This is a genomic window from Amycolatopsis dendrobii, assembly GCF_014145675.1.
GTDB classification, from domain to species: Bacteria; Actinomycetota; Actinomycetes; order Mycobacteriales; family Pseudonocardiaceae; genus Amycolatopsis; species Amycolatopsis dendrobii.
In genome coordinates this window covers 1-25,275 of the sequence record NZ_JACGZW010000023.1, presented here as the reverse complement: position 1 = coordinate 25,275, position 25,275 = coordinate 1, and the positions used below count along the sequence as shown (strand labels likewise).

Here is a 25,275-nt window from a genome sequence, read left to right as displayed (position 1 = left end):
CCGTGCGCCGGCCGACCGGCCGGCTCCTCCACTCCAGCACCGGCGCTCGCGGCCTGTCCAAGGCCGACCGGGCCGCGATCGATAGCCTGAAGGAATGGACCGGTTGGAGACGCGGGAACTGGCGCACTTCCTGGCGGTGGCCGACGAACTGCATTTCGGCCGTGCCGCGGGCCTGCTCGGCATCACGCAACCCGCGCTGTCGAAGACGATCCGGCACCTCGAACGCAGGCTGGACGTCGAACTGTTCGACCGGACCAGCCGCGCGGTCGCGCTCACCCCGGCCGGCCAGGTGCTCGCCCGCGAAGCACGCGTGGCACTGGACGCGGTCGCCGCCGCGACCGCGCGGACCCGCCGGGCGGGCAGCCGCGACCCGCGCGTGATCCTGGCCATGAAACCCGGCGGCGACGCGGGCTTGCTTCCCGCCGTCCTCGCGGCCTACGAACGCGAACCGGACGTGCTGCCGATCGAGGTCTCCTTCGGCGGCGACCGAGCACAGATGCTGCGCGAAGGGCAGGCTGACGCGGCGCTGTTGTACTCACCGCCCGACGACCTGCACGGGCTGGACACCGAAACGCTGCTGTGCGAAGCACCGTTCGCGGTACTGCCCGCGTCCCACCCGCTGGCGCGCCGCGCCGATCTGCGCATGGCCGACCTGGCGGGCGAAAACCTGCACAAACATCCCGCCGACGCCAACGCGACCGGCACCATCAGCGAACTGATGCACCTCATCGCCCTGGGCCGCACGATCGCCGTGCTGCCCCAGTCGCTGACCACGCCCCTGCGCGACGACCTGGCCGTCGTTCCGGTGACCGACCTTCCGCCCAGCAACCTCGTGCTCGCCTGGCCCGCGCACAGCACCTCCCCCTCCGTCGCCGCCCTAGCCCGGGCCGTCGCGAACGTCGCGCCCGCACCGGGCCGTGCTGCGTCCACTGTGGACAGGCACGATCAGGGGTCCGGCTCGCCGCGGGGGTGAACCCGCGGCGAAGGGAACATCCGAGAGGGAACACAGCGCCGCAGCGCTATTTCAGGACGGTGCGCGGACCGTTCGGGTCGGCCGGATCGAGGCAGCTGCTGAGCGGTGCGACGAGCGAGCAGACCCCTGGCTGGCGTTTGAGCCGGTAATCGCCGGGCGCGCCGCCGTCGGCGGTGATCGCGGTGTAGGCGCCGACTGCGTCGGTCGGGGCCGGAGTGAGCGCCGGGTCGGCGAGGACGTCGACGGTGTAGAGGCCGAAACGGGGCCGGTAGCTGCCCCATTCGTAGTTGTCGGTGAGGCTCCAGTAGTTGTAGCCGACGACGTTCATGCCGTCCGCTTTGGCGCGTTGCACCCAGTACACGGTGTCGCGCAGGTTGTCGGCGCGGGTGTAGCCGGCGTCGCGGAGTTTGCCGTTGTCGGTGGGCATGCCGTTTTCCACGATGTAGAGCGGCAATTCGGGGAATCGATTGTGGTACTCGCGCAGGGCGTAGTAGATGCCTTCCGGCTGGAGTTTGACTTTCCAGAATTCTCCGGACGCGGCGGAGATCGCGGAAAGGTTGTCGAGGCTCAGCCCGTAATAGTAGTCGATGCCGATGTAGTCGAGCTTGTCTTTGACGTGGTCGAGGAAGGCGAAGTCGGTCAGCGCGTTGAAACCGCTGATGAACGCCTGGTTGGAGGTGACCTTGGCCCCGGGGTCGAGCCGGTGGATCAAGTCGTAGGCTCGCCGGTGCGCGGTGATCACGTTCGCGTCGGCCCAGGGAAGCTGCCAAGCCTGGATGGCGCCGACTTTGATTTCGTCCTGCAGCAAGACCAGCGGCTCGTTGAAGGTGATCCACAGGACGTTGCGGTCGCGGTATCGCTGCACGACGCGGCGGGTGTAGTCGAGGAAGGCGCCGACGGTTTCGCCGGACGCCCAGCTTCCCCGATCGGTGACCCAGCCGGGTTCGGCGAAGTGGTTGAGGGTGATCATCGGGGTCATGCCGGCGTCGGTGATGCGTTTGATGACGTCGTCGTAATAGGCCAGTTCGGCGGTGTCCCAGACGCCGGGCTTCGGTTCGACCCTCGCCCATTCGATGCCGAGGCGGAAGGTGTTCACGCCGAGGTTCTTCGCCAGCTGGATGTAGCTGGGATAGCGGTGCCGGAAATCGACCGCGTTGCCGTACGGGTCGACGTTGTTCTTGCCGGCGTTGGCGTCGACATAGCGTTTCCAGTTGCTGTCCGGGGCATAGCCCTCGCTTTGAAAGCCGGAGGTCGCCACGCCCCAGTAGAACGAGCGGGCCCACCCGTTGTCGTCAGCCGCGGCCGCCGGAGTGATCGCCGCGAGCGGTGTGGCGGCGAGGACGATCGCCAGGAGGGCCTGTCGGATGCGTGATGCCATGTCAGTTCCCGTCTTGTCGCGCGGTCGCCGGGCAGCGGATCGGCTGTGCGTGGGCAGGATCGAGTGCGTTGAGCACCCAGGAGATCGCGATGGGGTCTTGCGGAAAGGTCGCGTGTTCAGTGGTGGCCGCTGGGCAGTAATCCTGGACGAAGTCGTTGCGCACGCCGGGTTCGCGGATGAACGACGCGGTTCCGGCCGGAGTGACGGTGGTGTCAGCGCGGGTGGCGAGCACTGCGTAGCGAACGCCGGACCGGGTGATCGGCCCGGCGTTGAGCGCGCGCACGAATCGCGAGCCTTGTTCCATGTCCGCACAAGCCGGGCATGCGGTCAGGTACATGCCCAGATCGACCAGCGGACGCAACACAACCGAAGCGTCGGCGAAGGTGACGAGCCCGTTCAGCGTGGTTCCGTGGGTGACCGGAGCCAGCAAGGCTTCCGAGTGCACCCGGCCGGGATGCTGCTGGGCGTAGTACTCCGCGATCATCCCGCCCTGGGAATGGCCGACGATGTCCACGGCGGAAACGCCGGTCGCCGCGCGCACCCGGTCGATGAACGCGCCGACCTGCCGGGCAGACCGCGCGATCGGCCCCATCGCGTTGACCTGGTAAGCGGTGAACCAGTCGGCGCCGTAATCCACCGCGAACGCGCAGTACCCGCGCGCCGCGAGCCGGGGTTCGAGATCGTGCCAGGCGGCCGTGCTGTCGGCGGTTCCGTGCAGCAGCACCACCGGATGGGGATGCGCGGCCGAGGGATGGCAGGACCAGTCGTCGGCCGCCGGTGTGCCCGGCGCCGCCGACGCGGCGGCGGGGACTGCCACGCTCAATGCCGCGGCCAGCAGCAGCGCCAGGCTCGTTCGCATGACCTCGTTCCTCACCTTCGCGCGTGCATTCAGATACATCCGCGCATGTGAGTACTATTCATGTACTAGCGTTGCGGTGTCAACACCCCCAGGAAGGTGATCGTGGCTCGACTGACCAGGGCGGAGAGCGCGGCACGCACCCGCCGCCTGCTGCTGGACGCCGCCGAAAAAGTGTTCGCGGACAGGGGATTCACCGACGCGACCCTTGACCAGATCGCCGATCAAGCCGGCTTCTCGCGCGGCGCGGTGTACGCCAACTACGCCAACAAAGCCGAGCTCTTCCTCGCCCTGCTGGACCGCTGGCTCGCCGACGACATCGCCGAAGGCAGCGATCTCCAGGAACGGCACGGCACCCCCGAAGCCGCCATCGAAGCGCTCCGCGGCCACGGCGGCAACCGATTCGCCGACCGGCGCCGGTACCTTCTGATCACCGAATTCCGGCTCTACGCCTTGCGCCACCCCGACGTCGCGGACCGGCTCCGCGACTACGAGAACTCCTCCCGGGAGTGGTATCGCACCGCGGTCGCCAACGCCTTCGGACAAGCCGGCGTCGCCCCTCCGGCCTCGCCCGACGCCATCGCGCTCATGGTCCTCGCACTGGAAAACGGCATCGCCACCCTCGCGCACACCGACCCCCAGGCCATCCCCCAGCATTCCTTTCTGGACAGTCTCCAACTCCTCACCGAGGCGCTCACAGCCCTCGCCAAGACACACGACGCGGAAGTCTCGAAGGCGAGCGGAAAGCGGTCTCGGAGAAAGGACAGCGATCCGGAAAGCTGAGCCGCCGCGCCCGTGTGCCCAGCTCCGGCGAGGCCGGCCCGGACCGCGTCAGCGAAGAAAACCCGCTCCCCCGCACCAAATTCGCCCACAGCGAGAATGCCCGCCGGGCCGGTCGCGGCGTCAGCCAGCCCGGCGGCAGGGGCCCCGGCGATGCTCCCCTGAGCGCCTTCCTCGACGAGCTTGCGCCGCAGGTCTTCGTTGAGTTCCGCCAGCAGCGCCCGGACGCGAGAGATGCGGTCACATGCTTTCTTTGATGCCCTTCCGGACCAGCCACACGTTGACCGGGTACGACGTGGCGAACCCGATCACCATGCCGACCTGCATCAGGAACCAGTAAGTCACGTGGTCCGGACGCAGATGCGGGTGCGGAAAGAACACCAGCGACATCAGCGCCATCCACCCGAACAACCCGACCTCGAAGCTGGTCAACGACAGCACATCCGCTTTCGCCGCTTCCGCCAGCCCGCGCCGCAAGCCGAGCCCGCGCATCGGGGCGATCGCCAAGTACTGGAACACAATGCCCAGCACGAGCGCCAGGACGTAGTCCCCGACGTACTCCGCCAGCAGCGTGCTGCCCAGCAACTCGGCACCGAGCAGGAACACCGCGAACTCGGCGGCGATATCCCCGAGCGTGCAACCGGCACCGCAATGCGACGTCCCCAGCGCCGGACCTGCCCAGCGAGGAGCCTCGTCCGGCTCGCGGCCGTGTTCTCGTTGCCAGCGCGAGGACTTCGGCCGCCCCCATCGGCGATACGCCCACACGGCGACCGGCCCGAAATACAAGGCGGTAACCGGCCAGACGATCCCCATGATCGCCATCGGCGGCCGGTAGCCGCGGCCGTAGATGTCGATGACAAGCCAGGCCGCCGACACCGCCGCGACGGCGATGCCGAGCCAGGAGAGCACGAGCAACCACGGAGCAACCATGCCCCGAGGATCACCGCGGCGCGGCAGTGACAAACGTGTCGTCGCGGTAACAGGACTCGTGATCACCAGGTCACGGCACGGCAGTCGGCCGAGTTCGCGGCGCGTGCCTGCACCCGGCCAGCACCACGAAGGCGCGGCTGAATCTTCTGGGGCAGGACTGTTACCAGTGTCTTTTGTGAACCGTCGACGTGCCCGTCAGGCGGACGCGGCAGCGCACTTGCGCCCGGATCCAGTGTCCAACCTCAGATTGCGGGTAACCGACGGTCAGACAAGGCGGTGCTCGCGCCCTCACCACTGGAGGTTTCACCTGATCATGCTCAAAGACTTCGTCCGCGATTTCCCCACGGTGCACCTCGTCATCGGGGTTGCCGGAAACCTGATCTTCTTCGTCGGCAGCGTCCTGTTCGTGTGGCACGCCACCGAAATGCTCGCGATCTGGCTGTTCGTCATCGGCTCTCTCGGCATGCTGCTCGGCGCCGTCGGCCAGGCGTTCTATATCCACGAACGACACCGGCTCAACGGTGCGCCCGGCCGTCAAGCCAATGACGATCGCTCCCCCGCTCGCTGATCGCGGCGAGAGTGCTCGACAAGCAGCGGCCCTGCCACTGCGCCGGAGTGCGGGCACCGAACAGGCATGGCTCGGCGTACGCGTGCACGGGTCGGCCCGGAAGACGGAACGCACGGGGAGGCGACCAGGCGACCATGGCCCCCGTCGCCCGGTGAACTGGGCACTCCACTCCGGCCGCGACGCCGCGATCACCTGAACCGCGCCACCATGCTCAACTATCGCGCCGGCCAGCCGCCCACCAGGTTAAGAGACATCCCTCAAGGACTGAGTGCCGACTCGCGCGAGAACGTTCTGCTGGGATTGCTCGGCATGCGTGCCCATGTTCAGACGTTCGAGTTCGGCGAGGAGATCGTCGACGCAGTTGCCGGGGCTGCCCCGGGTGTGTTCGCGGTCCGGAACGGCTTGAAGTACGCCCAGGACGACGGCGCGGCGACGATCTCCCAGCACGGCCGCCGAAGGTTACGCTGGTCGCCGTGGTCGTGTGCCTGCGCGAGATCGTCGACGAAAACCGTGACGCGGTGCTCGCGTTACGGTTGCCGCCGGAGCAGGAGCGGTTCGTCGGGTCGGTGCACCGGGCACTGGCCGACGCGGCGAAGTTCCCCGAGGCGAAAGGCTGGTACCGGGCGATCTACGCCCGCGACGAGCCGGTCGGGTTCGTCATGGTGAGCTGGAACATCGAGCCGAGACCGCCGGACCTGATCGGGCCGTGGTTCCTCTGGAAACTCCTGATCGACCACCGCTATCAGGGCCGCGGCTACGGCGCTGAAGCCGTGCGCCAGGTCATGGCCATCGTCCGGGACGCGGGTGCGACGGAACTGCTGACCAGCCATGCCCTCGGCGACGGCAACCCCGGCGGCTTCTACGAACGGCTCGGCTTCGAGCCCACCGGCGAGTACGACGGCAACGGCGAACCCGTGCTCCGCCTCTCCCTCGACGCGGTGCGCTGAAGCCGGAACGCACTTGAAACAGCCGAGCGCCCGACCGATTTGCGCGGTGCGGTGCCCGTGGCGCGCTACGCCGGTGGACATCGCCGCGGGATGCGGGAGGCACCCGGGGAGCACGCTCGCCGCCACGGCGTCCGGCGTCGCGCATCTGCACAACATCCCCTCACCAACTGACCACAACCCCGACCCCGCCAACAACACCACGAATGACGAGACAGCCCTTAAGCTCGGCCGGGCGAGCCCAGGAGGCCGCGGCTGATGATGGTTTTCTGGATTTCGCTGGTGCCCTCGCCGATCAGCAGGAACGGGGCCTCGCGCATCAGGCGCTCGATCTCGTATTCCTTCGAGTAGCCGTAACCGCCGTGGATCCGGAACGCCTCCTGGGTCACCTCGGCGCAGTACTCGCTGGCGATCAGCTTCGCCATCCCGGCCTCGACGTCGTTGCGCGCACCGGAATCCTTCAACCGGGCGGCGTTGACCATCATCAGGTGCGCGGCCTCGACCTTCGTCGCCATCTCCGCGAGCTTGAACGCGATCGCCTGGTGCTGCGCGATCGGCTTGCCGAACGTCGAACGCTGCTGCGCATACGCGTGCGGGATGATCTCCTTGTCCACGAACGACCGCACCGTGGACAGAATCTCCTGCTGCACATCGGTCAGACCGGCGGTCCTGGTCAAACGAGCCATCAGGGTCAGCTCCTCCACTTCGGCGATGACGCGCGAAGCCGCGCATCGCCGGTTCGGGCACCGTGACTGCCAGCCGCCGTGGACACGCGCGGCGATCCCGGACCGGGCAGGATCCCGCGGCTGGTGCTCGTGCCCTGCCTGCAAGCCCGTCAGGACGCACACCAGCAGCCCCGCGTCGAAATCCTGATGCGACGACGCACGCGACTTCGACGCGCCTGCATCCTCCTCGTTCGCGGACGCGATGCCGGCGCGACTCCCCTGACCAGCCCGTCCGCCAGCCCCGCGCGGAACTGCCGATTCCCACGACGCAGCCGCGGCGACACCAAGCCTGCGCACGGAGCCGCTCATCCCGCTCGGCCGAGTTCACCCTTTCGGGTGTTACATCCAAAACGGAGACGTAACACCTCGATGTGTGGTCTGATGAGTTCCCCATCGCCGGATCAGGCCAGAAGGAGCAACTTGTGAAAAGCGTGATCGGATGGTCGATCGGGTTGCTGCTCGGACTAGGGCTGATCGCGATCGGCGCGTTCTACACCCCCAGCGGATCCGTCCGCGTGCTGTGCGGCACCGAAGACATGAGCCCCGGCACCTACTGCGAGACAACCACTTACGGCCAGAAGTCCCGCCAGTCCTACGAGGAAAAACTGCGGGAAGCGACCGACACCAGAAACAGCCTCACCCCGGGCAGCCGATGGGTCACGATCGGAATCGGCGCCGTATTCGCCATCCCCTGCGGCTGGCGGCTCGTCATCGCGATCCGGCGGAAGGCAAAGGACGGTTCCGGCCCCGCCGCACAGGCCCTTCCGGATCAGCAGCCCCACCCCGGGTTCCCGCCGACGCCCGAATACCCCCAGCAGCCCGGTTTCCCGCCGCAGCAAGAGGTTTGGCAACAGCCGGGCTTCCCGCCGCAGCACGGATTCCAGCAGCAGCCGGGGCACCAGCCACCGCAGGCGGGCTATCGGCCGCCTCAGCCGGGGCACCAGCAGCCGCAACAGCCACCGCACCAGTAGCCGCGCGGACAACCCGGCCGGATTCGGTGTCGAGAGCACAGGTGCGACAAAGGCAGCCGCCGGTCACCTGATCACGATTACCTCAGCACCTCCGAAGCCTGGTTCCTCACCGATTTCGGATCGGGATGGACAGCATTCCTGAAACGCCGGGGAGCTCGATCGGGTAACCGGCCAATAGGGCAAGAGGTCCTGGCCAACCTGACGGCGACGAAGAGAACCAGGAGCACCGGCGCGACGCAAGCCGCTGCATGAGGTACGCGAAGCTCACTTGCGACGTGCGCTCACAGCCCGGGCCAGAGAAAACGACAGGTCGCTGTGCTCCGAATCTTTCAGCTGGCAGCGAGGAAGTTCCCGTGCGCCGGCGCGGAGGAAAGCACACCGCAGAAGCAACCTACCGGGGGGGGATACTTGACGGCGGCGAAGTCGCCGTCTACCCGACGTTTGAGGACATCCGGACCGGCAAGAAGATGGCGAGCGCCGGCTGGCTTCGTGCCTCGCAAGCCGAAGGCCGAAACAATCTTCCCGTCGTCGTCGCCAGGCGCGCCTCCCTGCTGGAAAACACGCCTCAGCGGGCGCCCGGCATGAGTCGACCGGCACACAGCAGCTTCTGGACGGATGCGTTCGCGGCAATCTACTGGACTAACCGCAAAGAGTTCCGAACCAATGGAATCGAGACAGTGCCGGCTCTTTCACGCCCAATAGCCAGCCGTATCGAGCGCGTTCGGCCAGTTCACGGACCGGAGATCCTCGACGGCGAGGGTTACAGTATTCTGTGTGGTCTTCGGTACTGGCGCACAACACTGCGGCGAAAGCACTCGGTGCAACTGCAGGCACTCGTCATGCACGCGGACAGCGCATAGCTGTCCCAAGGAGCCTAGCTTCGGCCGCGTCTCGTTCAGTAACGTGCTAGCGACGTACGCGGACTCAGAGAAACCGGTCAGTTGCCCGGCACGGCCGAAAACACGGCGCCTGCGGATCACCGACCGGATTGGCGGCGGCGAAGTCCACGGCGACCTCCCGGTCACGCAGATCGTCGATGGCGACGAGGTCTTTCGCGGCCTGGGGGTCGTCGCTTCGCATCGCGATGCCGCTTCGATACGCGGCGACGACGCGGTAGTCGATGCGTTCGTCGGTGGATCAGGCCCAGGTCAAGGTGCCCGGCGACGAGATGGGCGGCCACTTCTGCGGCGGAACCGGGGATGCTGAAGACGGTCAGGGTCGAGGCCAAGTTCTCCACGGCGTCTTCGAACGAGGTGCCGGGTCGCGCCAGTACGCGAGACCCGGCCACTGCCGCAAGGCACGCCGCCAGTGACGACAAGCGACTCAACCATCACGCGCTACCTGGATGAGCTTGTGTTTCGCGAGCGCCGCCGCCGGCTCACGGCGGAATCCCTTGGGCGACCAGCACGTTCAGTGCGGAAATAGTCGGCAACCGCAGCAGTGTGGAGGTCAATTTGGCTGCGTGGTTGAATGGTCGCCGAGCACGACATCCGGATTGCCGGTTTCAGGTATTCACCGTCGAAGGCGGGAAAAATGAACAGAACGCGACCGTTGCGGTTCCTCCCCGCGGCCGCTCTGGCGTCTCTCGCAGCATGCGGTTCCCCGGAAAACAGCGCCAGTTCGAGCGCGGCGCCTCCACCCAGCAGTGTGCCGATGCCACCGTCCGCGCAGAACTTCACCGGCGCGGCTCTCTGCGCACTGCTGACCGACCCGGACAAGCAAGCCCTCGGCCTGACCGGTCCCAGCCAAGCCTGGGACCGGCCCTACAAGATGGGCGGCACCCGCCGCGCCCGATGCAGGTGGAATGTCGACGGCACTGAACTGGACCTCAGCTTCCACGACGCCGACATGCCGCAGAACACCACGTTCTCGACCGATGCGGAAGTGAGCCAGGAACAGATCCACGGGCGCGACGCCAAGATGATCACGTTCCGGGGAACACCGATGAGTTGCGCAGTCCTGCTGGCTCTGCACGCGCGAAGCCACCTGAGCGTGGACGCGACACCCGTTTCCAGTGCGCCGGACGAGGCAGAGAACTGCGCGTTGGCCAAGCGGGTAGCTCAGACCGCCGCCTCCAGAATCCAGGGTTAGAAAACAGAGCCGCACCTGCTGTTGCCGAGGGGCGATGTTCGCCTCCTCGGCTACTTCGGGACGACGAGAATCCTTTCCCTGCCGAGTTGCGTGCCAGAGTCGACGTACATGTTGACCTCCCCGTCGATCCAGCGGACCAGCAGGTCGTCAGGATGGCCGTTGCCGTCGTAGTTCCCCGCGGCGAGGGTGATCGCGTTGGTCCACAAGGTGTTCGGCGGCTGGACGCGGTGCTCGCCGTGAAAGCCGGCGTCGTCGATGTCGGGGCAGACGGTGACCTCGCCGTCCACCCAGCGGACCATGAGATCCCAGGCGTCATTGCCGGTGAAGTCGCCGCTGGTGATCGCGCGCGTGTTCTTCCAGAGTTCGTTCGGCGCGGCCAGCTGCTTTTCCCCGTGGAAGCCGGTCTGGTCGAGATCGGGATAAAGGGTCAGCTCGCCGTCGACCCACCGAACGATCAAGTCGTTGCGCCGGGTGTCAGCGACGCTGAACCTTCCGCCGACGATCGACACAGCATTTTTCCATAGGTCATTCGGCGGCATGAGCTGGATTTCGCCGTGGAAACCGGACTGGTCCACCCCCGGGTAGAGCGTCAGTTCGCCGTCCGCCCAGCGTACGAGCAGATCGTCGGTGGTTCGGCCGGCGAACTTGCCCGCAGCGATGCTCGTGGCGTTTTTCCAGAGGTCATTGGGTGCGGCAAGGGTGTACTCGGTGTCGAATCGGGCGTCGCCCGCGGCGTGGTGGAGACTGACTTCACCGTCCTCCCATCGCACGACCAGGTCGCTGAACTTGCTGTCGATCTTGCTTCCGGCCGCGAAATTCCCCGGCGCGATGCCGCGTTCATGCTGCCGCCACATCCAGGACGGCGGCAGTCCGCCCGTCGGCGGGCTGGGAGCGGAACCATTCACCGCAGTGTCGTACAGCGTCCTCGCGTCCGCGCCGAAGTACGAGCTGTAGGACTCGTTGTCATTGGGTCCGCCGTCGTGAAAGCCGCCGATCACACCGATGACATCACCGGTGCTGCCGTTGAAGTTGTTGATGAACGGGCCGCCGCTCGTGCCGGGGCTGAAGCCGTCGCACGAGATCTTCAGGAAGTCTCCGGGCCACGGTCCCGGCGAGCTGAACTTCGTCGTGGCCGACGTGCACCGCGACGGCCGGGGCTTGTCGCCTGGGTAGCCGACCAGATGCACGGCGGGATGGTCGAAGCCCGCGTCGGTGCTCATCCGCAGACCGCCGACCACGTCCTCGACGTTGCGGCCGCCTTGCGACTCGAGCTCCAGGAACGCAACATCCCAGCGCGCGGCCTTCTCGTTGCCGAGGTTCAAGTATCGCTGGTCGAACCAGATGCGCCCTGGTTTGACCGCGAACAGGCCGAACGGCTGCTGGCCGGCGCGTGACTGCGGAATGAACGCCAAGGCCTTGTGCGTTTCCCCGGTCAGGCAGTGCGCCGCGGTCACCAGCAGATTCTTGCCCGGACTGGACACCACGCTCGCCGAGCAGAACCGGTCGCCTTGAACAGTCGCGACGATCTGTCCCACCACCGGGTAGCCGTCGAACTGTTCGCTGCCGGCAGAGATCCGATCCCCGGGTGCGGACGTTCCCTCCGCCCCGTGGGCGGACCTGACGGGCGCGGCCTTTGCCAGACGAGCAGGTGTCCAATACCGCGCCGCCTCCTCCGCACGCCACCCGTTGATCGGATAGTCCTTGTCAAGCCATTGCCGCCATTCCTCGTCTGGAGCCGTCGCCGCCGGCGCGGGCCTGCGCTCGTGCGCCCCCGCCGCGATCGACGCGGCCAACGCTTCACGCATCGGTTGCGTGGCCGCACCAGCCGTTTTCGCAGCAGCCGCAGCGGCTTCCAGCTCCGCGCGCATGTCGCTGTCCGGCCCGGCGCTCCGCGAACTCTGTGTCCGCGCGTATTCTGCCGCCGATGCGTGCTCGCGCGGGGACAGAGCGCCCACGCTCGCCCCGGACAAGCCCAGTGCCAGGAATAACGAGAACCCACCGGCAGCTGCCACGCTCCGAAAACCCCGTCTGATCACGATGCCGCCTCTCCTCGTGACGAAGACAATTCCGTTGCTCTCCATCCGAGAGCCTTCCTCCGGCTCTTCCGAGTTGGCCGGTCCCGGTACGTCAGCCTGCGGGCTCGCCAGCCGGCCGCACACGCATTCGCCGCGGACCGGATTCGCTTTCCGACGTGAAGCAACAGAACCAGGCTACGGGATATTCGTGATCAGTTGTTGTCGACGGAAGAGATGTTCATCTGTGCCGCCCTCGACGAGAGCATTACAGACGAGAAGCGACCTTCCCCGACCTGTTCCGGCCGCCAAGTCCGAACGGGTCAAGCCCCTAGTCCGAATCACAAACTCGCCAGATCCAACCGGACCAGCTGCCCTAGGAATCGCCTCTGAACAGCCCATCTGTTCTCTGCTTTCGTTCTCGTTCGCTCCTGGCCGAGCAATCCGTTTCCACCGCATAGCGGCCTTTGCATTGCGCCTGAGACGAAGCGATAATTGCATCGATTGCGCGTCCGGGAGAACCGCGGCGAATTCCGCACCACCAAGCCGTCCGCACAATTCATCTCCGCGGATCTCGCCCCGAGGAGCGTCGCCGGCCTGCCGGAGAACCCGGTCCGGGGCCGGACCGGGTTCCTGGTGGCGGCCTTCGACCAGATACTCGGCAGCGGCGAGCAGCAGAGCGGTCTCGGCACCGTGCTCCCAGGACCGCAGCGATAGCACAGCTGAACGCCGCATTCAGCGTCGCAGTCGAGAACCCACCGGCCTGCTTCGCTGCCGAAGGCTCGGGTCGGTGTGGCCGCGCTGTACGGGAAACCCACCGATTCCGTCCGGCAGGCCTGGTCTCAGAGCACGGTGACGGCGGGGCGGCGATGGGCGGTGAGCCGTGTCCGCAGGCCGCGGAGCTCTTGCAGCGCGACGGGGGTGTCAGAAGGTCGGTACCTGACGGATTGGTCGAGTGTGCCGCAGGCCGACCAAGCTGAAGCTCACGCCGCCGGGCTGCCGGACCAGGTCCACTCCGACCACGACACGATCGCGTCGCGCGCACCCGGGTTTCAGCCCGAGCCAGCACAGTATGGCGTCCGCCCGACGCCGATGCGATCTCACGCCGTCGGGTGACGACGTAGCCGCGCACCATCCCGTGTGACACGACCCCGGCAGCGGTCAAGCCAGGATCCTCGCTTCGGTGGCGGCTTCGGCTTTCTGGACCGCGCCGACTCCAACGCCGCAGAGCGCGCCTGGACAATCCAGCCTTGTCGTCGGGCCGGATCGCGGCGTACAGGTCGACGCGTTGGGTGGGTGCATCGCTAACCGTGATGCTCGGACTCACCTCGACGGCAGATCAGTCCGTCGTTTGGCGGACGTCCGTCCCGTGCTCGGCGAACGCCTTGAAGTCCTCCATGTGCTGCCGCGACTGCTTGCGGAAGGAGCCGGGCATCGCAAGCCCCGCCAGCCGCATCAGCAATCCGTCGAACCGGAACTCGCTCTCGCTCTCCCACAGCGTGGTGCCCGGACCGGCGTCGACGAGCCGGTCGCGCTGTGCCTGCCGCATGCCCGCGCCGACGATTTCGCGGTCGTAGTGCACGACGACCGAACTGGGGACGGCCTGCAGGCTTTCAGGTTCCAGGCGCGTGATGGTCTCGGTGGCTTCCATCCTGTGCTTGCCCGTCTGGAACACGACACGCGAGGTGGTGCCGACGCGGCCGTGCGCCCCTGTGACCGGCTCGTGCAGCACCAGGCCCCGCAACCACTTCGGCAGGTGCGCGGGGTCGGCGATCAGCCGGAGCACTTTCTCCCGCGGCAGGGCGATCTCGATCGACGTGGTGTACTTCATCAAGCGCTCGCCTCGCCGGCGTAGAACGCGGTGGTGGCCTCGACCGCCGACGCTGCGTGCTGCGGATCGCCACCTGCGACCAAGTGAGCTTCGCCCCAGGCCACAGCGCTGCGCCGCACGAACTCGCGCCCCTCGGGCGAGGTCCGGAACTCCTCGTCATCGAGGACCGGGCCGTCGGCCAGGAACCGGGCCAGAGCAAGGAGATGCAGGTCCCAGCCCACCCCGCCGGCACCGGGACCGTAGGTCGGGAACATGGGCTCCCCGACGGCCGCCGCATGGACCAGCTCGAACTCGGTATCCCCCGCAGGGCCCGGGGACAGCCGCACCTCGACCTCGCTCGTGCCCGGCCACTCGTCGGCGTCGGGCCCGAAGAGCCAGGACACCCGCAGCAGACCCGGCGGTTCGCACCGGAGGATCTCGCCGTGCTCGCCGCCCTCCAGCTCGAACGACCCGCCCAGCCGCAGGTCCCCGGTGACCGGCTTCAACCAGCGGGCCAGCCGCTGAGGGTCGGTGACGGCGTTCCACACGTCCTCGACCGGCGCGTCGTAGCGACGCCGCAACTCGACCGTGTAAGCCTCTCCGGCGGGCAGCGTCGTCGCGCCCATCGAGCGGCGCGCAGCGGCCAGTTCGTCCAGCACGTCCTTCATGTCACGTTCCTTCCGCTGATGGATCGCTCTCGCGAGCGCCGGAGGTCCGGGATGCGCGCCTGCCGCGGGCCAGCTCGGTTCCCAGAGCATCGAGCCGCTGCTCCCAGAATCCGCGAAACCGGCCCAACCACACGTCGATCTCCTTCAGCGGCGAGGGGTCGACGGCGTAGAACCGGCGAGCCCCCTCCGCACGGACCGACGCGAACCCGCTCTCCCGCAGAACGCGCAGATGCTGGGAGACAGCAGGCTGGGACAAGGCGAACTCAGCCCGGATCACGTCCGTGATCGCCCCCGACGTCCGCTCACCGCCGGCGAGCAACTCCAGAATGCGCCGGCGGACCGGGTCGCCGAGGATGTCGAACGCGTTCACGAACCAGAAACATACCAGGCCTGGCTTATATAAGCGACGGTTGATACTACGCCCGGCCGCTCTCGATGTCGGCGATCACCGACACTCGGTACGCCCGATCAGTGCCGGTGCCGAGCAAGACCGACATCCAGCATCAGATGAAACCGGCCCTGCCATGCATGCTCTCCCTTGTCCGTTCCCCGGGACTCGCAGCGGACCCCAGCTGACGCGTCGCACACCGAGCGCGCGCAACGACTCCGCGAGGCCGCCGAGAGTCCAATGCAGAACAACGGCGCGCCCGTCGACACCACCGCCGACGGCTGCTGCCGGGTGCCGCAGGAGGGTGTTTCGGGCCGGTGAAAGTCACGAAGACCTCGTGCCGGACCGATATCGCGCCGACCGTGCGGTCCAGCTCGCGCCGCACGCCGTGCCGCGGCAGGCGCGTCCTCTCGATCATGAGTGTCGTGAATCAGGCAGATCCACAGAGGTCGCGCATCGGCGGACCGTCGGGAACCGGAGCCGCGGTCTGGCACCAAACCTTTCCCTACAAGGGCGTCAATCCCGCTCCACAGGGTTCGCCACGCTCAACAACGGCAGCTTGCCGGTCCGGACTCCGCAGTCAATCGGCACCAGAATATCCGCTCTGCCCCGCAGCTCGGTGAATTCTTTTCTTTTCGCAGCGGCGAGCAGTACCTTCAGCTCATTTTCCCGCAAGGCCGTCGGCGGCTTGCCCGGAAAATGCGGCACCTCGATTTTGCAGAACGGAGACAACTCGACAACCTCTTCCACGTCGCCGAGCCAGCGCCAGAACTGCTGCAGGTTCGGATACTTCTTCGCGATGCAACTGTGCGACAGCGACTTATTGGTGCGCGAAGTACAGTTCCAGCTCCCGGCGGCTAATTTCAAAAGCCAGCATCGACATGTCTTCGTCGTCGAGGTAGTCGACCAGCATAGCCACGGTGTCGAGGCAAGCGTCGATCGGCGAGCCGGCGCGGTCGCTGACCCTCAGGCGCGGTCCCCAACCCGAGACCAGTCCCCTGATGCCATCGGGCCCCAGTACCCCCCAGCCGTGCCTCAACGGCGGTCAGGAAAACAGGCCTGCTCGAACAATCCCTTGCTGTACCAGCGCTGCACTCGTCTCCAGCGCCTCCGCGACACCTCGGCTCAAGATCGTTTCGAGGCTGTTTTCGCAGGTCAGACCCTATACAAAGAGGGGCAGAGTGGGCCGGGTCGGGCTCGAACCGACGGCCAAGGGATTATGAGTCCCCTGCTCTAACCAACTGAGCTACCGGCCCCTGGGTTCGCTTCCGCAGGTCGATCCCCCCAGTTCACGTCAACTTAGCACAGGCTCCGCACAGGCCGGGGAGCGTAGGCCGATCGGGTCGAGACGGCTCGCGGAGGCCTCGGGTCGCCTAGATTGCTGAGGTCGGGGTCCCGAGAGGAGACCGCTATGCCCATCCCCGGACGGGTTCCGCTCGCGCTTCTCGACGCTCTCGCCGCCGGGCTCGGGCTGGGCTACCTCGCCCGCGACTATCGCAACACGCTGGTCTCGCACGGGCCGGTTCTGTCGATCGCCGCGGTCGTCGGGATTGCGGTAATCGTGGTGGCATACCGCGGATACCGCGTGCTTCGCAGTACGAACTCCCGCATGGAGGCGATAATCGCGGACGAGTTATCCCGGCGTAAGCCGTCGCCCCGGCCGCGGCGGTGAAACGCGGGATCCGTTGCGGGCGCGGGGGAAATTACCTGCCCAGCTCGGCAATGGCGCCGTACAAGCCGGGCGCGAGGGCGTCGGCGAGGCCGCCGGGTGGCACTGCTTCGCGCAGAAGGTGCAGCCAGGCGAAGACCGAGCCGAGCAGCATCGCGTGCACCACGGGCACTTCGGGGCGCCGGGCCAGTTCGCCGCGGGCGATCGCGCGGTCGAGCACTTCTGTCAGGTAAGCCCGTTCTCGCACCAGGAACAACTCGCCTAGCCGGGCGGCGGGCGCGTCTTCGACGCGGAGGTCGGCGAGCAGGCCGGGCAAGGCGTTGCGCACTTGCGGACCCTCCAAAGCGGACTGAATGTCGGCGAGGACGCCCGCCACGTCGCCGCGCAGGGTGCCGGTGTCGGGGGGTGCCGCGATGGCGTCGTCGTGCACGACCGCGGCGAAGACGAGTTCCCCTTTCGACTTCCAGCGCCGGTAGAGCGCCGCCTTGCCGACCCCGGCGCGCGCGGCGATCGCGTCGACCGTGCACCGCTGGTAGCCGACCTCCTCCAGCAGTTCGTTGACCGCGGTCCGCACCGCCGCGTCGATTCCCTGCTCCCGCGGCCGTCCGCGCCGGTTGTGCGTCATGGAGCGCAGTTTACGAGACTGGCAGTTCCGTATATCTTCGGGGGCATGACCTGGGACAGAACCTCCACCCGCACCCTCGCCGTCGACCCGGCCGCGCTCTGGGACGTCCTCGCCGACGTCGAGAACTGGCCGCGCTGGGACCCGGACGTCGCGCGCGTCGCGCTGCACGGGCCGGTCGCGACGGGTTCGACCGGATTCCTTTACCCCAGCGGCGGATTCCGCGGCGGCGTGCACGCGAAAATCGCGAAGGACTTCACCTTCACGAGCTGGCGGCCCGGCCACGAGTTCACCCTCCGCCAGCCCGTTCCGCTCGGAACGATGGACCTCCGGCTGAGCGTCGCGGCCGTCCCCGGCGGGGCCGAGCTGACCCAGCGCATCGTCCTCGACACCCCGTTGCGCGCGGTCATGGTGCGGATCATCGGCGCCGACATCGTGGCGAACTTCGGCCGCAAATGCGCCGCGCTGACCGAGCTCGCCGCCGCGAAAACGAGCTGACCGTCCTTGCGGTCCCGGCGGGGACCGCAAGGACGGGCCGGGCTAGTTCCGGTACCGGAACAGGATCCGGCCCCGGTCGAGGTCGTACGGGCTCAGCTCCACCAGAACCCGGTCGAACGGGACGATCTTGATGAAGTTCTTCCTGATCTTGCCGCTGATGTGGGCCAGCACGTGGTGCCCGTTCGCCAGCTCGACGGTGAACCGGGCGTCGCGCAGGCACTCGACCACGGTTCCCTCGACTTCGATCCCGCCCTTACCGGCCATGGCGCATCAACTCCACCGTGCTGTTCGCCCGCCGCGCGCCGATGCCCTCGAACAGCGCCGTCGCGGCGTCGTTGGCCTCGTTCACTTCGGCTGACGCCTTCGGGATTCCCGCTCGATGCAGGACGCCGAGCGTGTGCAGCAACAGTCCGCGCGCGATGCCGCGGCGGCGCCGATCCGCGCGGACGGCGATGAGCCCGATCCGGGGCAGGCGCGTCACCTGAACCACCCGGAGCAGACCGACGTACTCGCCGTCCTCGACAGCCACGGCGTACTTCGCCGGGTCTACGACGGTGTCGCCAGCCGGCCGAGGCAGCACCTCGGCCGGCATCTCCGACCAGCCCACGCTCGCCTCGACCTCGGCGCGGACGACGCGGTCCAGCTCGCGCAACGGAGCCTCGGCCGCGGATCCGGCGGGCACGACCGTGACGCCCGGCGGCAGCACGACCGGCCCGGTGACCCGCGGATCCGTGGGCACGACGTACTCCCACTCGCGCCGCCGGACCGTCAGACCGGCCCGTTGCCAGCCGTCCAGCAGCTCGCGGTCGGTTTCGTCGACCACGGTGTGGAGCGGGTCCGGCAGTGCGGCCAGCATCTCGCGGGCCAGCTGGTCGAAGACCGAGCGATGCCAGGCGTCGACGCTGAGGAAGACCCGTCCGTCGGGCCGGGTGGTGGCTTCGGCGCGACCGGCAAGCCTGCCGTCGTCCAGCGCCTGCCAGAGCCCGGGTTCGACCCGGGTGATGCGCACCGCGGGTTCGCCCGCGGTGAAACGCACAGTGTCCATGGTGGTCACCTTTCGGAGTGCCTTTGCTCAAGGCGCTCCTGGCAACCCCTACGTCAGTCGCCCGACCGTGACGACACGGGGAGCACCCACATCGAAACAGCGTTCATGGGTCTCACCTCCTGGCGTCGAGTCACGGTCGGGCGAACCATAACGGCACGCGACGACCCGCGTCCACCGAATTACGTCAGCCGATCCGCAGCACTACCTTGCCGCGACCGTGTCCGGCGGCGACGTCGCGATGGGCGCTCGCGGCGTCGTCGAGCGGGTACTCCGCCCGGACCGTCACCCGCAGTTCTCCCCGCGCGCACAGATCGAGCAGTTCGCGCAGCCGCTGGGCGGACCGGTCGCTGGTGATCCACTGCCCGCCGAGTTCCGCGGCCAGCGGCGGCTCCACAATGGACCCGATCCGGCCGCGGTCAGCCACTATCGCCGCCGCAGTGCGAAGATTCCCGTGCCCGGCGGTGTCGAGAGCAAGGTCGATCCCCTTCGGGGCGGCTTCGCGGAGGCGGCCGAGTTCTCCTTCGCCGTAAACCACTGGGACGGCGCCTAGCGTGCGGAGATATTCCTGGTTTCCCGCGCTGCCCGTCCCGATCACGCGCAGGCCGCGGTGGCGTGCCAGCTGGACTGCCATCGAGCCGACGCCGCCAGCCGCTCCGTGAATCAGGATCGTCTCGCCGGACCGGGCACCGAGCCGTTCCAACGCGGTGTGCGCAGTCTGCCCGGAAGCGGACAACGCACCCGCCGTCAGCCAATCGACCTTCTCCGGTTTGACGACCACCTGGCCGACCGGCGCGGTGACGTACTCCGCGTAGCAGCCGAGCACCCGGAACCCGGAAACCTGTTGTCCTGTCTCGAATTCGGTCACCCCCGCGCCGACCTGGACGATCGTGCCGGCGAACTCGTTGCCCAGGATCTGCGGGAACGCGACGGTCGCGCCCGGCGGTGTCCAGCCGTCCCGGATCGCGACGTCGGTCGGCTGAACGCCAGCGGCCTCGACGCGCACCAGCACCTGCCCCGGCTCCGCGACCGGCGTCGGTACCTGGTGGACGGTCAGCAGTTCCGCGGGCCCGAACTCGTCAATCGCGGCGGCGCGCATCACCGTCGGAATCTCGGACATCACGCCACCGCCTTCGCTGCCGCCCGGACGAATTCCGCCAGTTCGCCGACGCTGCGCGCCCCGGCGAGAAGGCGGTCGCCATGCACGACAGTCGGCACAGAACTGATCCCGCGCGCCTGTCCTTCTTCGTGATCTGCCAGCACTTCCGCCACGTACTCCTCGTTGTCGCCGAGCGCGAGCACCTCGTCGCGCTCCAATCCGGTTTCCACCTCCGCCAGCACACCCCAGTCCGCCAGGTCGAGGTTGTCGCGCAGGTGCGCGGCGAACATCGCCTCCCACGCCGCGGTTTCGTCCAGTCCCCGCGCCGCGGCCAGCTTCAGCACGCGGTGCGCGGGCCGGGAATCGAGCGCCCACGCGGTGTCCATGCGGATGGCCAGCCCGTCGGCACGTCCCGCCTGCTCGATCCGGTCCCGGCGGCTCCCCCATTCCGCCGGGCTCATCCCCCATTCGACGGCCGCGGTCTCCGCGATCCGCCGCCGCCCCGGACCGGGTCCGTCCGGGCCGAGAAGAAAACTCCGGTGCTCGATCCGGGCCGGAACCCCGGACTCCGCAATCGCTTGCGCGAGGCGGCGGTGTCCCATCCAGCGCCACGGACACAACACGTCGGCCCATACTCGCAGGGTCGCAGTCGTCACAAAATCCCCTTCGCGCGCACTCGCCGCCTTCTGCCGGGCGGTGCTTACAGTGGACTTCATCAAGCGGACTTGATGTCAAGCACGGAAAGAGCTGCCATGCCCCAGATCACGCGCGAGGTCGTCTGGCTGAAGCCGGGACAGATCGCCGAACGCGCCGGCGTGAGCGTCCCGACGCTGCACTATTACGAGAGCCGCGGGCTCATCGCGAGCAGGCGCACGAGCGGCAACCGGCGCGAGTACCGGCGCGACACGCTGCGCATGATCGCCTTCATCCGGACCGCCCAGCGCGTCGGGGTGTCGCTGGACGAGATCAAGGACGCGCTCGCCGAACTGCCGGACCAGCGCATCCCCACCAAACGCGACTGGGCGCGCATCTCCCGCCGCTGGCACGACCGCCTCACCGCGCGGATCGAGGAGCTGACCGCGCTGCGCGACCGGTTCTCCGACTGCATCGGCTGCGGCTGCCTGTCGCTGAAATCCTGCCCGTACTCGAATCCGGACGACGTTCTCGGGCAGAGCGGCACCGGGGCGCGCCGGTTCCCCGGCTGCGGGTCGTGAGGGGAACCGGGCGGGTCTAGCCGCCGAGCGCGGCCCGGAAGTAGCGTCCCGTCGCGCCGTCGTGCTCGGCGAGTCCCTTCGGCGTGCCGGTGTAGAGCACCTGGCCGCCGTTCTCGCCCGCGCCGGGACCGAGGTCGAGCACCCAGTCCGCCGCGGCGACGACGTGCAGCGAATGCTCGACCACGACGAGCGTCCGGCCCTCGTCGACGAGCCGGTCCAGCAGCGCCACCATCCGCGTGGTGTCGCTGGGGTGCAGGCCGGCGGTGGGTTCGTCGACGAGCAGGTCGTCGCCGGTCGAGTCGAGCTGGCGGGCGAGTTTCAGCCGCTGCCGCTCGCCGCCGGAGAGCGTGTCGAGCGTGCGGCCGCTCGCGAGGTGCCCGAGGCCCAGTTCGCCGAGCAGCGCGGCCAGCCGGACCACGTCCGGATGCGGCACGTACCGGGACAGCGCCGACACCGGCGTGCCCAGCACTTCGAGCACCGTCCGTCCTTCGAGCCGGGGTTCCAGTGCCTCGGCGCGGAATCCGGTCGCGTCGCACTCCTCGCACGGCGTGTCGACGTCCTCGAGGAACGCCAGGTCGGTGCGTCGCACGCCGGTGCCGCGGCAGGCCGGGCACCCGCCCTGCGACCGCGGGTTGAACAGCTTCGGCGACTCGCCGCTCACCTCGGCGAACGCGCGCTGGACCGGATCGGCGAGCCCGAGCCAGGTGCCGACCGTCGACCGGGTCGTCGCGACGATCTGGCTCTGGTCGACGACCGTGAACCGCGGATGCCGCCCGGCGAGTTCGCCCGCCAGCGTCGACTTCCCCGACCCTGCCACCCCGGTGATCACCGTGAGCACGCCGGTCGGCACGTCGACGTCGATGTCGCGCAGCGTGTGCCGGTCCAGTCCGCGCAACGGCAGCCAGCCGGTGGGTTCGCGCAGCGTGTCCTTGAGCCGGACGCCGGTGCGCAACGCCCGCGCGGTCGTCGTGTCCGCCTTCCGCAGCTTCGCCGGCGGACCGTGGAACACCACGCGTCCGCCCGCTTCGCCCGCTCCCGGACCGAGGTCGATGACATGGTCCGCCGCCACCATCACCGCTTCGTGATGGTCCACCACCAGCACCGTGTTGCCGTGGTCGCGCAGCCGCCGCAGGACGTCGACCAGGGACGCGACGTCGGCCGGATGCAGCCCGTCGGTCGGTTCGTCCAGGACGTAGGTGAGGTCGGTGAGGCTCGAGCCCAAGTGCCGCACCAGCTTCAGCCGCTGGGACTCGCCGCCGGACAGCGTCGGCGTCGCGCGGTAGCAGTGCAGATGCCCGAGGCCGAGCGTGATCATCGACTCCAGCCGCAGCCGCAGCGCCGCCACCAGCGGTCGCGCCCACTCGTGGTCCAGTCCGGCGCAGAATTCCAGCAGCCCCGCCGCGTCGCGGTATCCGAGGTCCACAATGGACACCCCGTTGATCCGGCTCTCCCGCGCGGCCGGCGCGAGCCTGCTGCCGCCGCACTCCGGGCACGGCCGCTGCCGGGTCACGTCGGCGAGCGCCGCCCGCACCGCCGGTCCCATCTTGGCCTCGCGTTCCACGAGCAGCCGCCGGATGCGCGGCACCATCGACTGGTACTTCGCGCTGGCCGGGAAGCGAGGCAACGGATTCGGCGGCTTCTGCGTCGGCCCGTGCAGCAGGAACTGCACCAGGTCTTCAGGCCATTCCCGCAACGGCAGATCGTTGTCGAAGAATCCCGAGTAGACATAGCGCTTCCAGATCCAGCTGCCGACCGCGAAACTGGGGAAGACCATCGCGCCGTCGTTGAGCGAACGGCTGCGGTCGATCATCCGCTCGCCGTCGATGTCGGTGACCGTGCCGAGCCCCGCGCACGCCGGGCACATGCCGGAGGGATCGTTGAACGAGTAGGCGGGCGAGTATCCCGCGGACGGTTCGCCCAAGCGGGAGAACAACATCCGCAACATCGTCCACACCTCGGTGGCGGTGCCGACCGTCGACCGCGAATTCGTCCCGAGCGGCCGCTGATCCACCACGACGACGGTCGTGAGCCCGCTGAGCGAACTGGCTTCCGGAGCCGGATCGTGCGGGAGTTTGGTCCGGACGAACGCGGGCATCGTCGAGTACAACTGCCGCCGCGACTCGGCCGCCAGCGTCGCGAACGCGAGCGACGACTTGCCGGACCCGGAAACGCCGGTGACCGCGACCAGCTGGTGCTTCGGGATGTCCACGTCCACGTCGGCCAGGTTGTGAGTGCGCACACCGCGGAGACTGATCATGTTCGACGGCATGTCTGGCAGCCTACGTCCCGCGGGGGTTCGCTCAGCAGCCGTGGTCGCGGCGTCGCGGGACACCGGCCTCTCCGGCGTCCGTGAGGGGAATCCTGAGGGACTCTGATTCTCCCGGAGGGTTCCCCTCGCGGACATCCACGGCGAACGCGACCGGCGCGGTTCTTCGCTGCGCGGCGAGGCCAGGATTTTGGACTTGCTGGTCCATTTTTCCGGAGGCACCCTGGCCGGGCCAGGCGGGCACGGCCCGCGCGTGTTTTCGGGAACGGAGCGAGGACCCCGATGTCTCTTGACCAGTATTACCTGCTCGGCCGGTCCGGATTGCGGGTGAGCAGGCTCGCGCTCGGCACGATGAACTTCGGCGTCGACGGGTTCCACGCCGCCTACGGGAAGTCCGAGGAGGAGGCGCGGCCGATCTTCCGCAAGTACGTCGAGGAAGGCGGCAACTTCGTCGACACCGCGGATTTCTACACCGCAGGCGAGAGCGAGCGGCTGCTCGGCAAGTTCATCGCCGAGGCGGGCAACCGGGACCGGCTCGTGCTGACGTCGAAGTTCACCAACAGCGTCGAGCCGGGCGATCCCAACGCGGGCGGCAACGGGCGCAAGCACATGATCCGGTCGGTGGAGGCGTCGCTGCGCCGGCTGGGCACCGATTATCTCGACCTGTTCCTGCTGCACACGTGGGATCGGATCACGCCGGTCGAGGAGGTGCTGCGCACGTTCGACGACCTGGTGCGAGCGGGGAAGATCCGGTACGCCGGGCTTTCGGACGTGCCTGCCTGGTACGCGAGCCGCGCGCAGACTCTCGCCGACGCGCATTCGCTGCCGCCGATGATCAGTCTGCAGCTGCCGTATTCGCTGATCGAGCGGACGATCGAAACGGAGCATGTCCCGGCGGGCCTGGAGCTGGGCCTGGGAATCACCGCGTGGAGCCCGCTCGGCAGCGGGTTCCTGAGCGGCAAATACCGCAGTTCGTCGAACGGCCTGAGCGGCGAGGGCCGGTTGACCGGCGAGGGCGCCACCGGGTCCGGGGCCTGGACCGCGCAGCAGTGGGAGCTGCTGAAGACGCTCGAGACGGTCGCGGACGAGCTGAACGTGACGATGGCGCAGGTCGCGATCAACTGGGTGGCGACGCAGCCCGGCATCGCGTCGGCGATCGTCGGGGCGAGCAGCGCGGAGCAACTGGACGCGACGATGCACGCGCTCGACTTCGCCCTGCCCGCCGACCTGCGCGGCGCCCTGGACCGCGCGAGCGAGGTGCCGCCTGCCGGGCCGTACCGGATGTTCACGCCGGGCTACCAGTCGTGGCTGATCAACCCCGGCGCGAAGGTGGGCGACAAGCCGGAGGGGTATCGACCGGTCGTGCGGAACTGGGCGCCGGCGGCGCAGGCGTGAACCGCGCGGGATTCCGCGCGCCGCAACAAATGATTTCCTCCGCCCTTTTCAAGATATAGCGCACCCCGGGGCTTGCCGCAAGCCCCGGGGGATGGCGCAGAATCGCTGCTCGACCATGAAAATCCAGCCGTCGGGGGCCGTTGTGCGAGATGGGTGCGGGCGAGTTCGGGACTCAAGGCGTGCGGGGACGTCGCGCCGCCGACGGGACGTCCGTCACGCCGCCGCCAGGCCGCCGAACCGGGACCCGGCCCGGCGCATCGGGACGCACCACTCGCCCGAGCTGACGAGTCGGCGCGCGACGCCGGAATCCATGCCCGCGTAGCCGGGCTCGGCTCGGCTCGGCTCGGCTCGGCCCGGCTCGGCTCGGCCCGGCTCC

The 25,275-nt window shown here is 68.3% G+C and carries 26 protein-coding genes, 1 tRNA gene and 1 pseudogene; 12 read left to right on the top strand and 16 right to left on the bottom strand.

From position 1 onward, the window contains the following. Nucleotides 1-94 precede the first annotated feature (94 nt). On the top strand, nt 95-973 hold the full coding sequence (locus tag H4281_RS42460) for a LysR family transcriptional regulator (RefSeq protein ID WP_182896499.1): 879 nt from the start codon (nt 95-97) through the stop codon (nt 971-973). 46 nt (nt 974-1,019) lie between these two features. On the opposite strand, the gene H4281_RS42455 is transcribed toward H4281_RS42460, so the two are convergent. Further along, entirely contained in the window at nt 1,020-2,351 is a 1,332-nt protein-coding gene (locus tag H4281_RS42455) for a family 1 glycosylhydrolase (protein WP_182896498.1), read from the bottom strand. A 1-nt stretch (nt 2,352) separates the two neighbouring features. Continuing rightward, the gene (locus H4281_RS42450) at nt 2,353-3,210 is read right to left on the bottom strand and encodes an esterase/lipase family protein (RefSeq protein WP_220508684.1); all 858 of its coding nucleotides are present in this window, start codon (nt 3,208-3,210) and stop codon (nt 2,353-2,355) included. Nucleotides 3,211-3,312: 102 nt separating this feature from the next. Here H4281_RS42450 and H4281_RS42445 point away from each other — a divergent pair, with 102 nt between their 5' ends. Continuing rightward, nucleotides 3,313-3,990, top strand: a complete 678-nt coding sequence (locus H4281_RS42445) for a TetR/AcrR family transcriptional regulator (RefSeq protein WP_182896496.1) — start codon at nt 3,313-3,315, stop codon at nt 3,988-3,990. A gap of 237 nt (nt 3,991-4,227) precedes the next feature. On the opposite strand, the gene H4281_RS42440 is transcribed toward H4281_RS42445, so the two are convergent. After that, nucleotides 4,228-4,917 carry a DUF4396 domain-containing protein gene (locus tag H4281_RS42440; RefSeq protein ID WP_182896495.1) on the bottom strand — a complete coding sequence of 230 codons (690 nt, stop codon included), beginning with the start codon at nt 4,915-4,917 and terminating at the stop codon, nt 4,228-4,230. A gap of 313 nt (nt 4,918-5,230) precedes the next feature. Between H4281_RS42440 and H4281_RS42435 the strand changes: the two genes are divergently transcribed. Together H4281_RS42435 and H4281_RS42430 are read left to right on the top strand one after the other, a co-directional pair. Then, nucleotides 5,231-5,485 (top strand): YrhK family protein, encoded by a 255-nt coding sequence (locus H4281_RS42435; RefSeq protein ID WP_182896494.1) that lies wholly within the window; start codon nt 5,231-5,233, stop codon nt 5,483-5,485. Nucleotides 5,486-5,958: 473 nt separating this feature from the next. Then, a complete protein-coding gene (locus H4281_RS42430) occupies nt 5,959-6,432 on the top strand; it encodes a GNAT family N-acetyltransferase (RefSeq protein WP_312872287.1) in 474 nt (157 codons plus the stop codon). A gap of 218 nt (nt 6,433-6,650) precedes the next feature. Here H4281_RS42430 and H4281_RS42425 read toward each other — a convergent pair. Next, a pseudogene (locus tag H4281_RS42425) lies at nt 6,651-7,016 on the bottom strand (acyl-CoA dehydrogenase family protein); the annotation flags it as partial. A 560-nt stretch (nt 7,017-7,576) separates the two neighbouring features. Here H4281_RS42425 and H4281_RS42420 point away from each other — a divergent pair. The 3 genes from H4281_RS42420 to H4281_RS42410 all read left to right on the top strand — a co-directional run bounded on the left by H4281_RS42420 (nt 7,577) and on the right by H4281_RS42410 (nt 10,216). Further along, the gene (locus H4281_RS42420) at nt 7,577-8,125 is read left to right on the top strand and encodes a hypothetical protein (RefSeq protein ID WP_182896493.1); all 549 of its coding nucleotides are present in this window, start codon (nt 7,577-7,579) and stop codon (nt 8,123-8,125) included. A 353-nt stretch (nt 8,126-8,478) separates the two neighbouring features. Then, nucleotides 8,479-8,985, top strand: coding sequence for a hypothetical protein (locus tag H4281_RS42415; protein WP_182896492.1), 507 nt, complete (start codon nt 8,479-8,481; stop codon nt 8,983-8,985). 610 nt (nt 8,986-9,595) lie between these two features. Beyond that, entirely contained in the window at nt 9,596-10,216 is a 621-nt protein-coding gene (locus tag H4281_RS42410) for a DUF3558 family protein (RefSeq protein ID WP_182896491.1), read from the top strand. Nucleotides 10,217-10,266: 50 nt separating this feature from the next. On the opposite strand, the gene H4281_RS42405 is transcribed toward H4281_RS42410, so the two are convergent. Beyond that, nucleotides 10,267-12,084 (bottom strand): trypsin-like serine peptidase, encoded by a 1,818-nt coding sequence (locus H4281_RS42405; protein WP_182896490.1) that lies wholly within the window; start codon nt 12,082-12,084, stop codon nt 10,267-10,269. Between the two features lie 639 nt (nt 12,085-12,723). Here H4281_RS42405 and H4281_RS42400 point away from each other — a divergent pair. Next, nucleotides 12,724-12,945 carry a hypothetical protein gene (locus tag H4281_RS42400; RefSeq protein WP_182896489.1) on the top strand — a complete coding sequence of 74 codons (222 nt, stop codon included), beginning with the start codon at nt 12,724-12,726 and terminating at the stop codon, nt 12,943-12,945. 622 nt (nt 12,946-13,567) lie between these two features. On the opposite strand, the gene H4281_RS42395 is transcribed toward H4281_RS42400, so the two are convergent. The 5 genes from H4281_RS42395 to H4281_RS42375 all read right to left on the bottom strand — a co-directional run bounded on the left by H4281_RS42395 (nt 13,568) and on the right by H4281_RS42375 (nt 16,350). After that, nucleotides 13,568-14,059: an SRPBCC family protein gene (locus tag H4281_RS42395; RefSeq protein WP_182896488.1), complete on the bottom strand. Its 492-nt coding sequence runs from the start codon at nt 14,057-14,059 to the stop codon at nt 13,568-13,570. After that, on the bottom strand, nt 14,059-14,706 hold the full coding sequence (locus tag H4281_RS42390; RefSeq protein WP_182896487.1) for an SRPBCC family protein: 648 nt from the start codon (nt 14,704-14,706) through the stop codon (nt 14,059-14,061). Before H4281_RS42390 ends, H4281_RS42395 begins: the two co-directional genes overlap by 1 nt. Nucleotide 14,707: 1 nt before the next feature. After that, nucleotides 14,708-15,076, bottom strand: coding sequence for an ArsR/SmtB family transcription factor (locus H4281_RS42385; RefSeq protein ID WP_182896486.1), 369 nt, complete (start codon nt 15,074-15,076; stop codon nt 14,708-14,710). A 534-nt stretch (nt 15,077-15,610) separates the two neighbouring features. Further along, on the bottom strand, nt 15,611-15,961 hold the full coding sequence (locus tag H4281_RS42380; RefSeq protein WP_182896485.1) for a site-specific integrase: 351 nt from the start codon (nt 15,959-15,961) through the stop codon (nt 15,611-15,613). Between the two features lie 315 nt (nt 15,962-16,276). Further along, nucleotides 16,277-16,350: transfer RNA gene (locus tag H4281_RS42375), tRNA-Ile, on the bottom strand. A 155-nt stretch (nt 16,351-16,505) separates the two neighbouring features. Between H4281_RS42375 and H4281_RS42370 the strand changes: the two genes are divergently transcribed. Beyond that, nucleotides 16,506-16,766: a hypothetical protein gene (locus H4281_RS42370; RefSeq protein ID WP_220508683.1), complete on the top strand. Its 261-nt coding sequence runs from the start codon at nt 16,506-16,508 to the stop codon at nt 16,764-16,766. 31 nt (nt 16,767-16,797) lie between these two features. Here H4281_RS42370 and H4281_RS42365 read toward each other — a convergent pair whose 3' ends face one another. Beyond that, the gene (locus H4281_RS42365) at nt 16,798-17,388 is read right to left on the bottom strand and encodes a TetR/AcrR family transcriptional regulator (RefSeq protein ID WP_182896483.1); all 591 of its coding nucleotides are present in this window, start codon (nt 17,386-17,388) and stop codon (nt 16,798-16,800) included. Between the two features lie 45 nt (nt 17,389-17,433). Here H4281_RS42365 and H4281_RS42360 point away from each other — a divergent pair, with 45 nt between their 5' ends. Next, nucleotides 17,434-17,883, top strand: a complete 450-nt coding sequence (locus tag H4281_RS42360) for an SRPBCC family protein (protein ID WP_182896482.1) — start codon at nt 17,434-17,436, stop codon at nt 17,881-17,883. A gap of 42 nt (nt 17,884-17,925) precedes the next feature. On the opposite strand, the gene infA is transcribed toward H4281_RS42360, so the two are convergent. The 4 genes from infA to H4281_RS42340 form a co-directional block, all read right to left on the bottom strand. Further along, entirely contained in the window at nt 17,926-18,147 is a 222-nt protein-coding gene (gene infA, locus H4281_RS42355) for a translation initiation factor IF-1 (protein WP_037818449.1), read from the bottom strand. Then, nucleotides 18,137-18,928, bottom strand: a complete 792-nt coding sequence (locus H4281_RS42350) for a GNAT family N-acetyltransferase (RefSeq protein ID WP_182896481.1) — start codon at nt 18,926-18,928, stop codon at nt 18,137-18,139. Before H4281_RS42350 ends, infA begins: the two co-directional genes overlap by 11 nt. Before the next feature lie 184 nt (nt 18,929-19,112). After that, nucleotides 19,113-20,045 (bottom strand): NADP-dependent oxidoreductase, encoded by a 933-nt coding sequence (locus tag H4281_RS42345; protein WP_246412738.1) that lies wholly within the window; start codon nt 20,043-20,045, stop codon nt 19,113-19,115. Further along, nucleotides 20,045-20,680 (bottom strand): DsbA family oxidoreductase, encoded by a 636-nt coding sequence (locus H4281_RS42340; RefSeq protein ID WP_220508682.1) that lies wholly within the window; start codon nt 20,678-20,680, stop codon nt 20,045-20,047. The genes H4281_RS42345 and H4281_RS42340 overlap by 1 nt, the downstream gene beginning before the upstream one ends. Nucleotides 20,681-20,776: 96 nt before the next feature. Here H4281_RS42340 and soxR point away from each other — a divergent pair, with 96 nt between their 5' ends. Continuing rightward, complete coding sequence (gene soxR / locus H4281_RS42335) at nt 20,777-21,238, top strand: redox-sensitive transcriptional activator SoxR (protein ID WP_182896479.1); 462 nt, start codon at nt 20,777-20,779, stop codon at nt 21,236-21,238. A gap of 16 nt (nt 21,239-21,254) precedes the next feature. On the opposite strand, the gene H4281_RS42330 is transcribed toward soxR, so the two are convergent. Further along, complete coding sequence (locus tag H4281_RS42330; protein ID WP_182896478.1) at nt 21,255-23,507, bottom strand: ATP-binding cassette domain-containing protein; 2,253 nt, start codon at nt 23,505-23,507, stop codon at nt 21,255-21,257. A 279-nt stretch (nt 23,508-23,786) separates the two neighbouring features. Between H4281_RS42330 and H4281_RS42325 the strand changes: the two genes are divergently transcribed. Beyond that, entirely contained in the window at nt 23,787-24,899 is a 1,113-nt protein-coding gene (locus tag H4281_RS42325) for an aldo/keto reductase (protein ID WP_182896477.1), read from the top strand. The last annotated feature ends 376 nt before the right edge of the window (nt 24,900-25,275 follow it).

Excerpts from the sequence above, each read along its gene's own strand:
- H4281_RS42460 (WP_182896499.1), top strand. The coding sequence starts at position 95 with ATGGACCGGTTGGAGACGCGGGAACTGGCGCACTTCCTGGCGGTGGCC.
- H4281_RS42455 (WP_182896498.1), bottom strand. The coding sequence starts at position 2,351 with ATGGCATCACGCATCCGACAGGCCCTCCTGGCGATCGTCCTCGCCGCC.
- H4281_RS42450 (WP_220508684.1), bottom strand. The coding sequence starts at position 3,210 with ATGCGAACGAGCCTGGCGCTGCTGCTGGCCGCGGCATTGAGCGTGGCA.
- H4281_RS42440 (WP_182896495.1), bottom strand. The coding sequence starts at position 4,917 with ATGGTTGCTCCGTGGTTGCTCGTGCTCTCCTGGCTCGGCATCGCCGTC.
- H4281_RS42435 (WP_182896494.1), top strand. The coding sequence starts at position 5,231 with ATGCTCAAAGACTTCGTCCGCGATTTCCCCACGGTGCACCTCGTCATC.
- H4281_RS42410 (WP_182896491.1), top strand. The coding sequence starts at position 9,596 with ATGGTCGCCGAGCACGACATCCGGATTGCCGGTTTCAGGTATTCACCG.
- H4281_RS42405 (WP_182896490.1), bottom strand. The coding sequence starts at position 12,084 with ATGCGCGCGGAGCTGGAAGCCGCTGCGGCTGCTGCGAAAACGGCTGGT.
- H4281_RS42395 (WP_182896488.1), bottom strand. The coding sequence starts at position 14,059 with ATGAAGTACACCACGTCGATCGAGATCGCCCTGCCGCGGGAGAAAGTG.
- H4281_RS42390 (WP_182896487.1), bottom strand. The coding sequence starts at position 14,706 with ATGAAGGACGTGCTGGACGAACTGGCCGCTGCGCGCCGCTCGATGGGC.
- H4281_RS42370 (WP_220508683.1), top strand. The coding sequence starts at position 16,506 with ATGCCCATCCCCGGACGGGTTCCGCTCGCGCTTCTCGACGCTCTCGCC.
- H4281_RS42365 (WP_182896483.1), bottom strand. The coding sequence starts at position 17,388 with ATGACGCACAACCGGCGCGGACGGCCGCGGGAGCAGGGAATCGACGCG.
- H4281_RS42360 (WP_182896482.1), top strand. The coding sequence starts at position 17,434 with ATGACCTGGGACAGAACCTCCACCCGCACCCTCGCCGTCGACCCGGCC.
- infA (WP_037818449.1), bottom strand. The coding sequence starts at position 18,147 with ATGGCCGGTAAGGGCGGGATCGAAGTCGAGGGAACCGTGGTCGAGTGC.
- H4281_RS42350 (WP_182896481.1), bottom strand. The coding sequence starts at position 18,928 with ATGGACACTGTGCGTTTCACCGCGGGCGAACCCGCGGTGCGCATCACC.
- H4281_RS42345 (WP_246412738.1), bottom strand. The coding sequence starts at position 20,045 with ATGTCCGAGATTCCGACGGTGATGCGCGCCGCCGCGATTGACGAGTTC.
- soxR (WP_182896479.1), top strand. The coding sequence starts at position 20,777 with ATGCCCCAGATCACGCGCGAGGTCGTCTGGCTGAAGCCGGGACAGATC.
- H4281_RS42330 (WP_182896478.1), bottom strand. The coding sequence starts at position 23,507 with ATGCCGTCGAACATGATCAGTCTCCGCGGTGTGCGCACTCACAACCTG.
- H4281_RS42325 (WP_182896477.1), top strand. The coding sequence starts at position 23,787 with ATGTCTCTTGACCAGTATTACCTGCTCGGCCGGTCCGGATTGCGGGTG.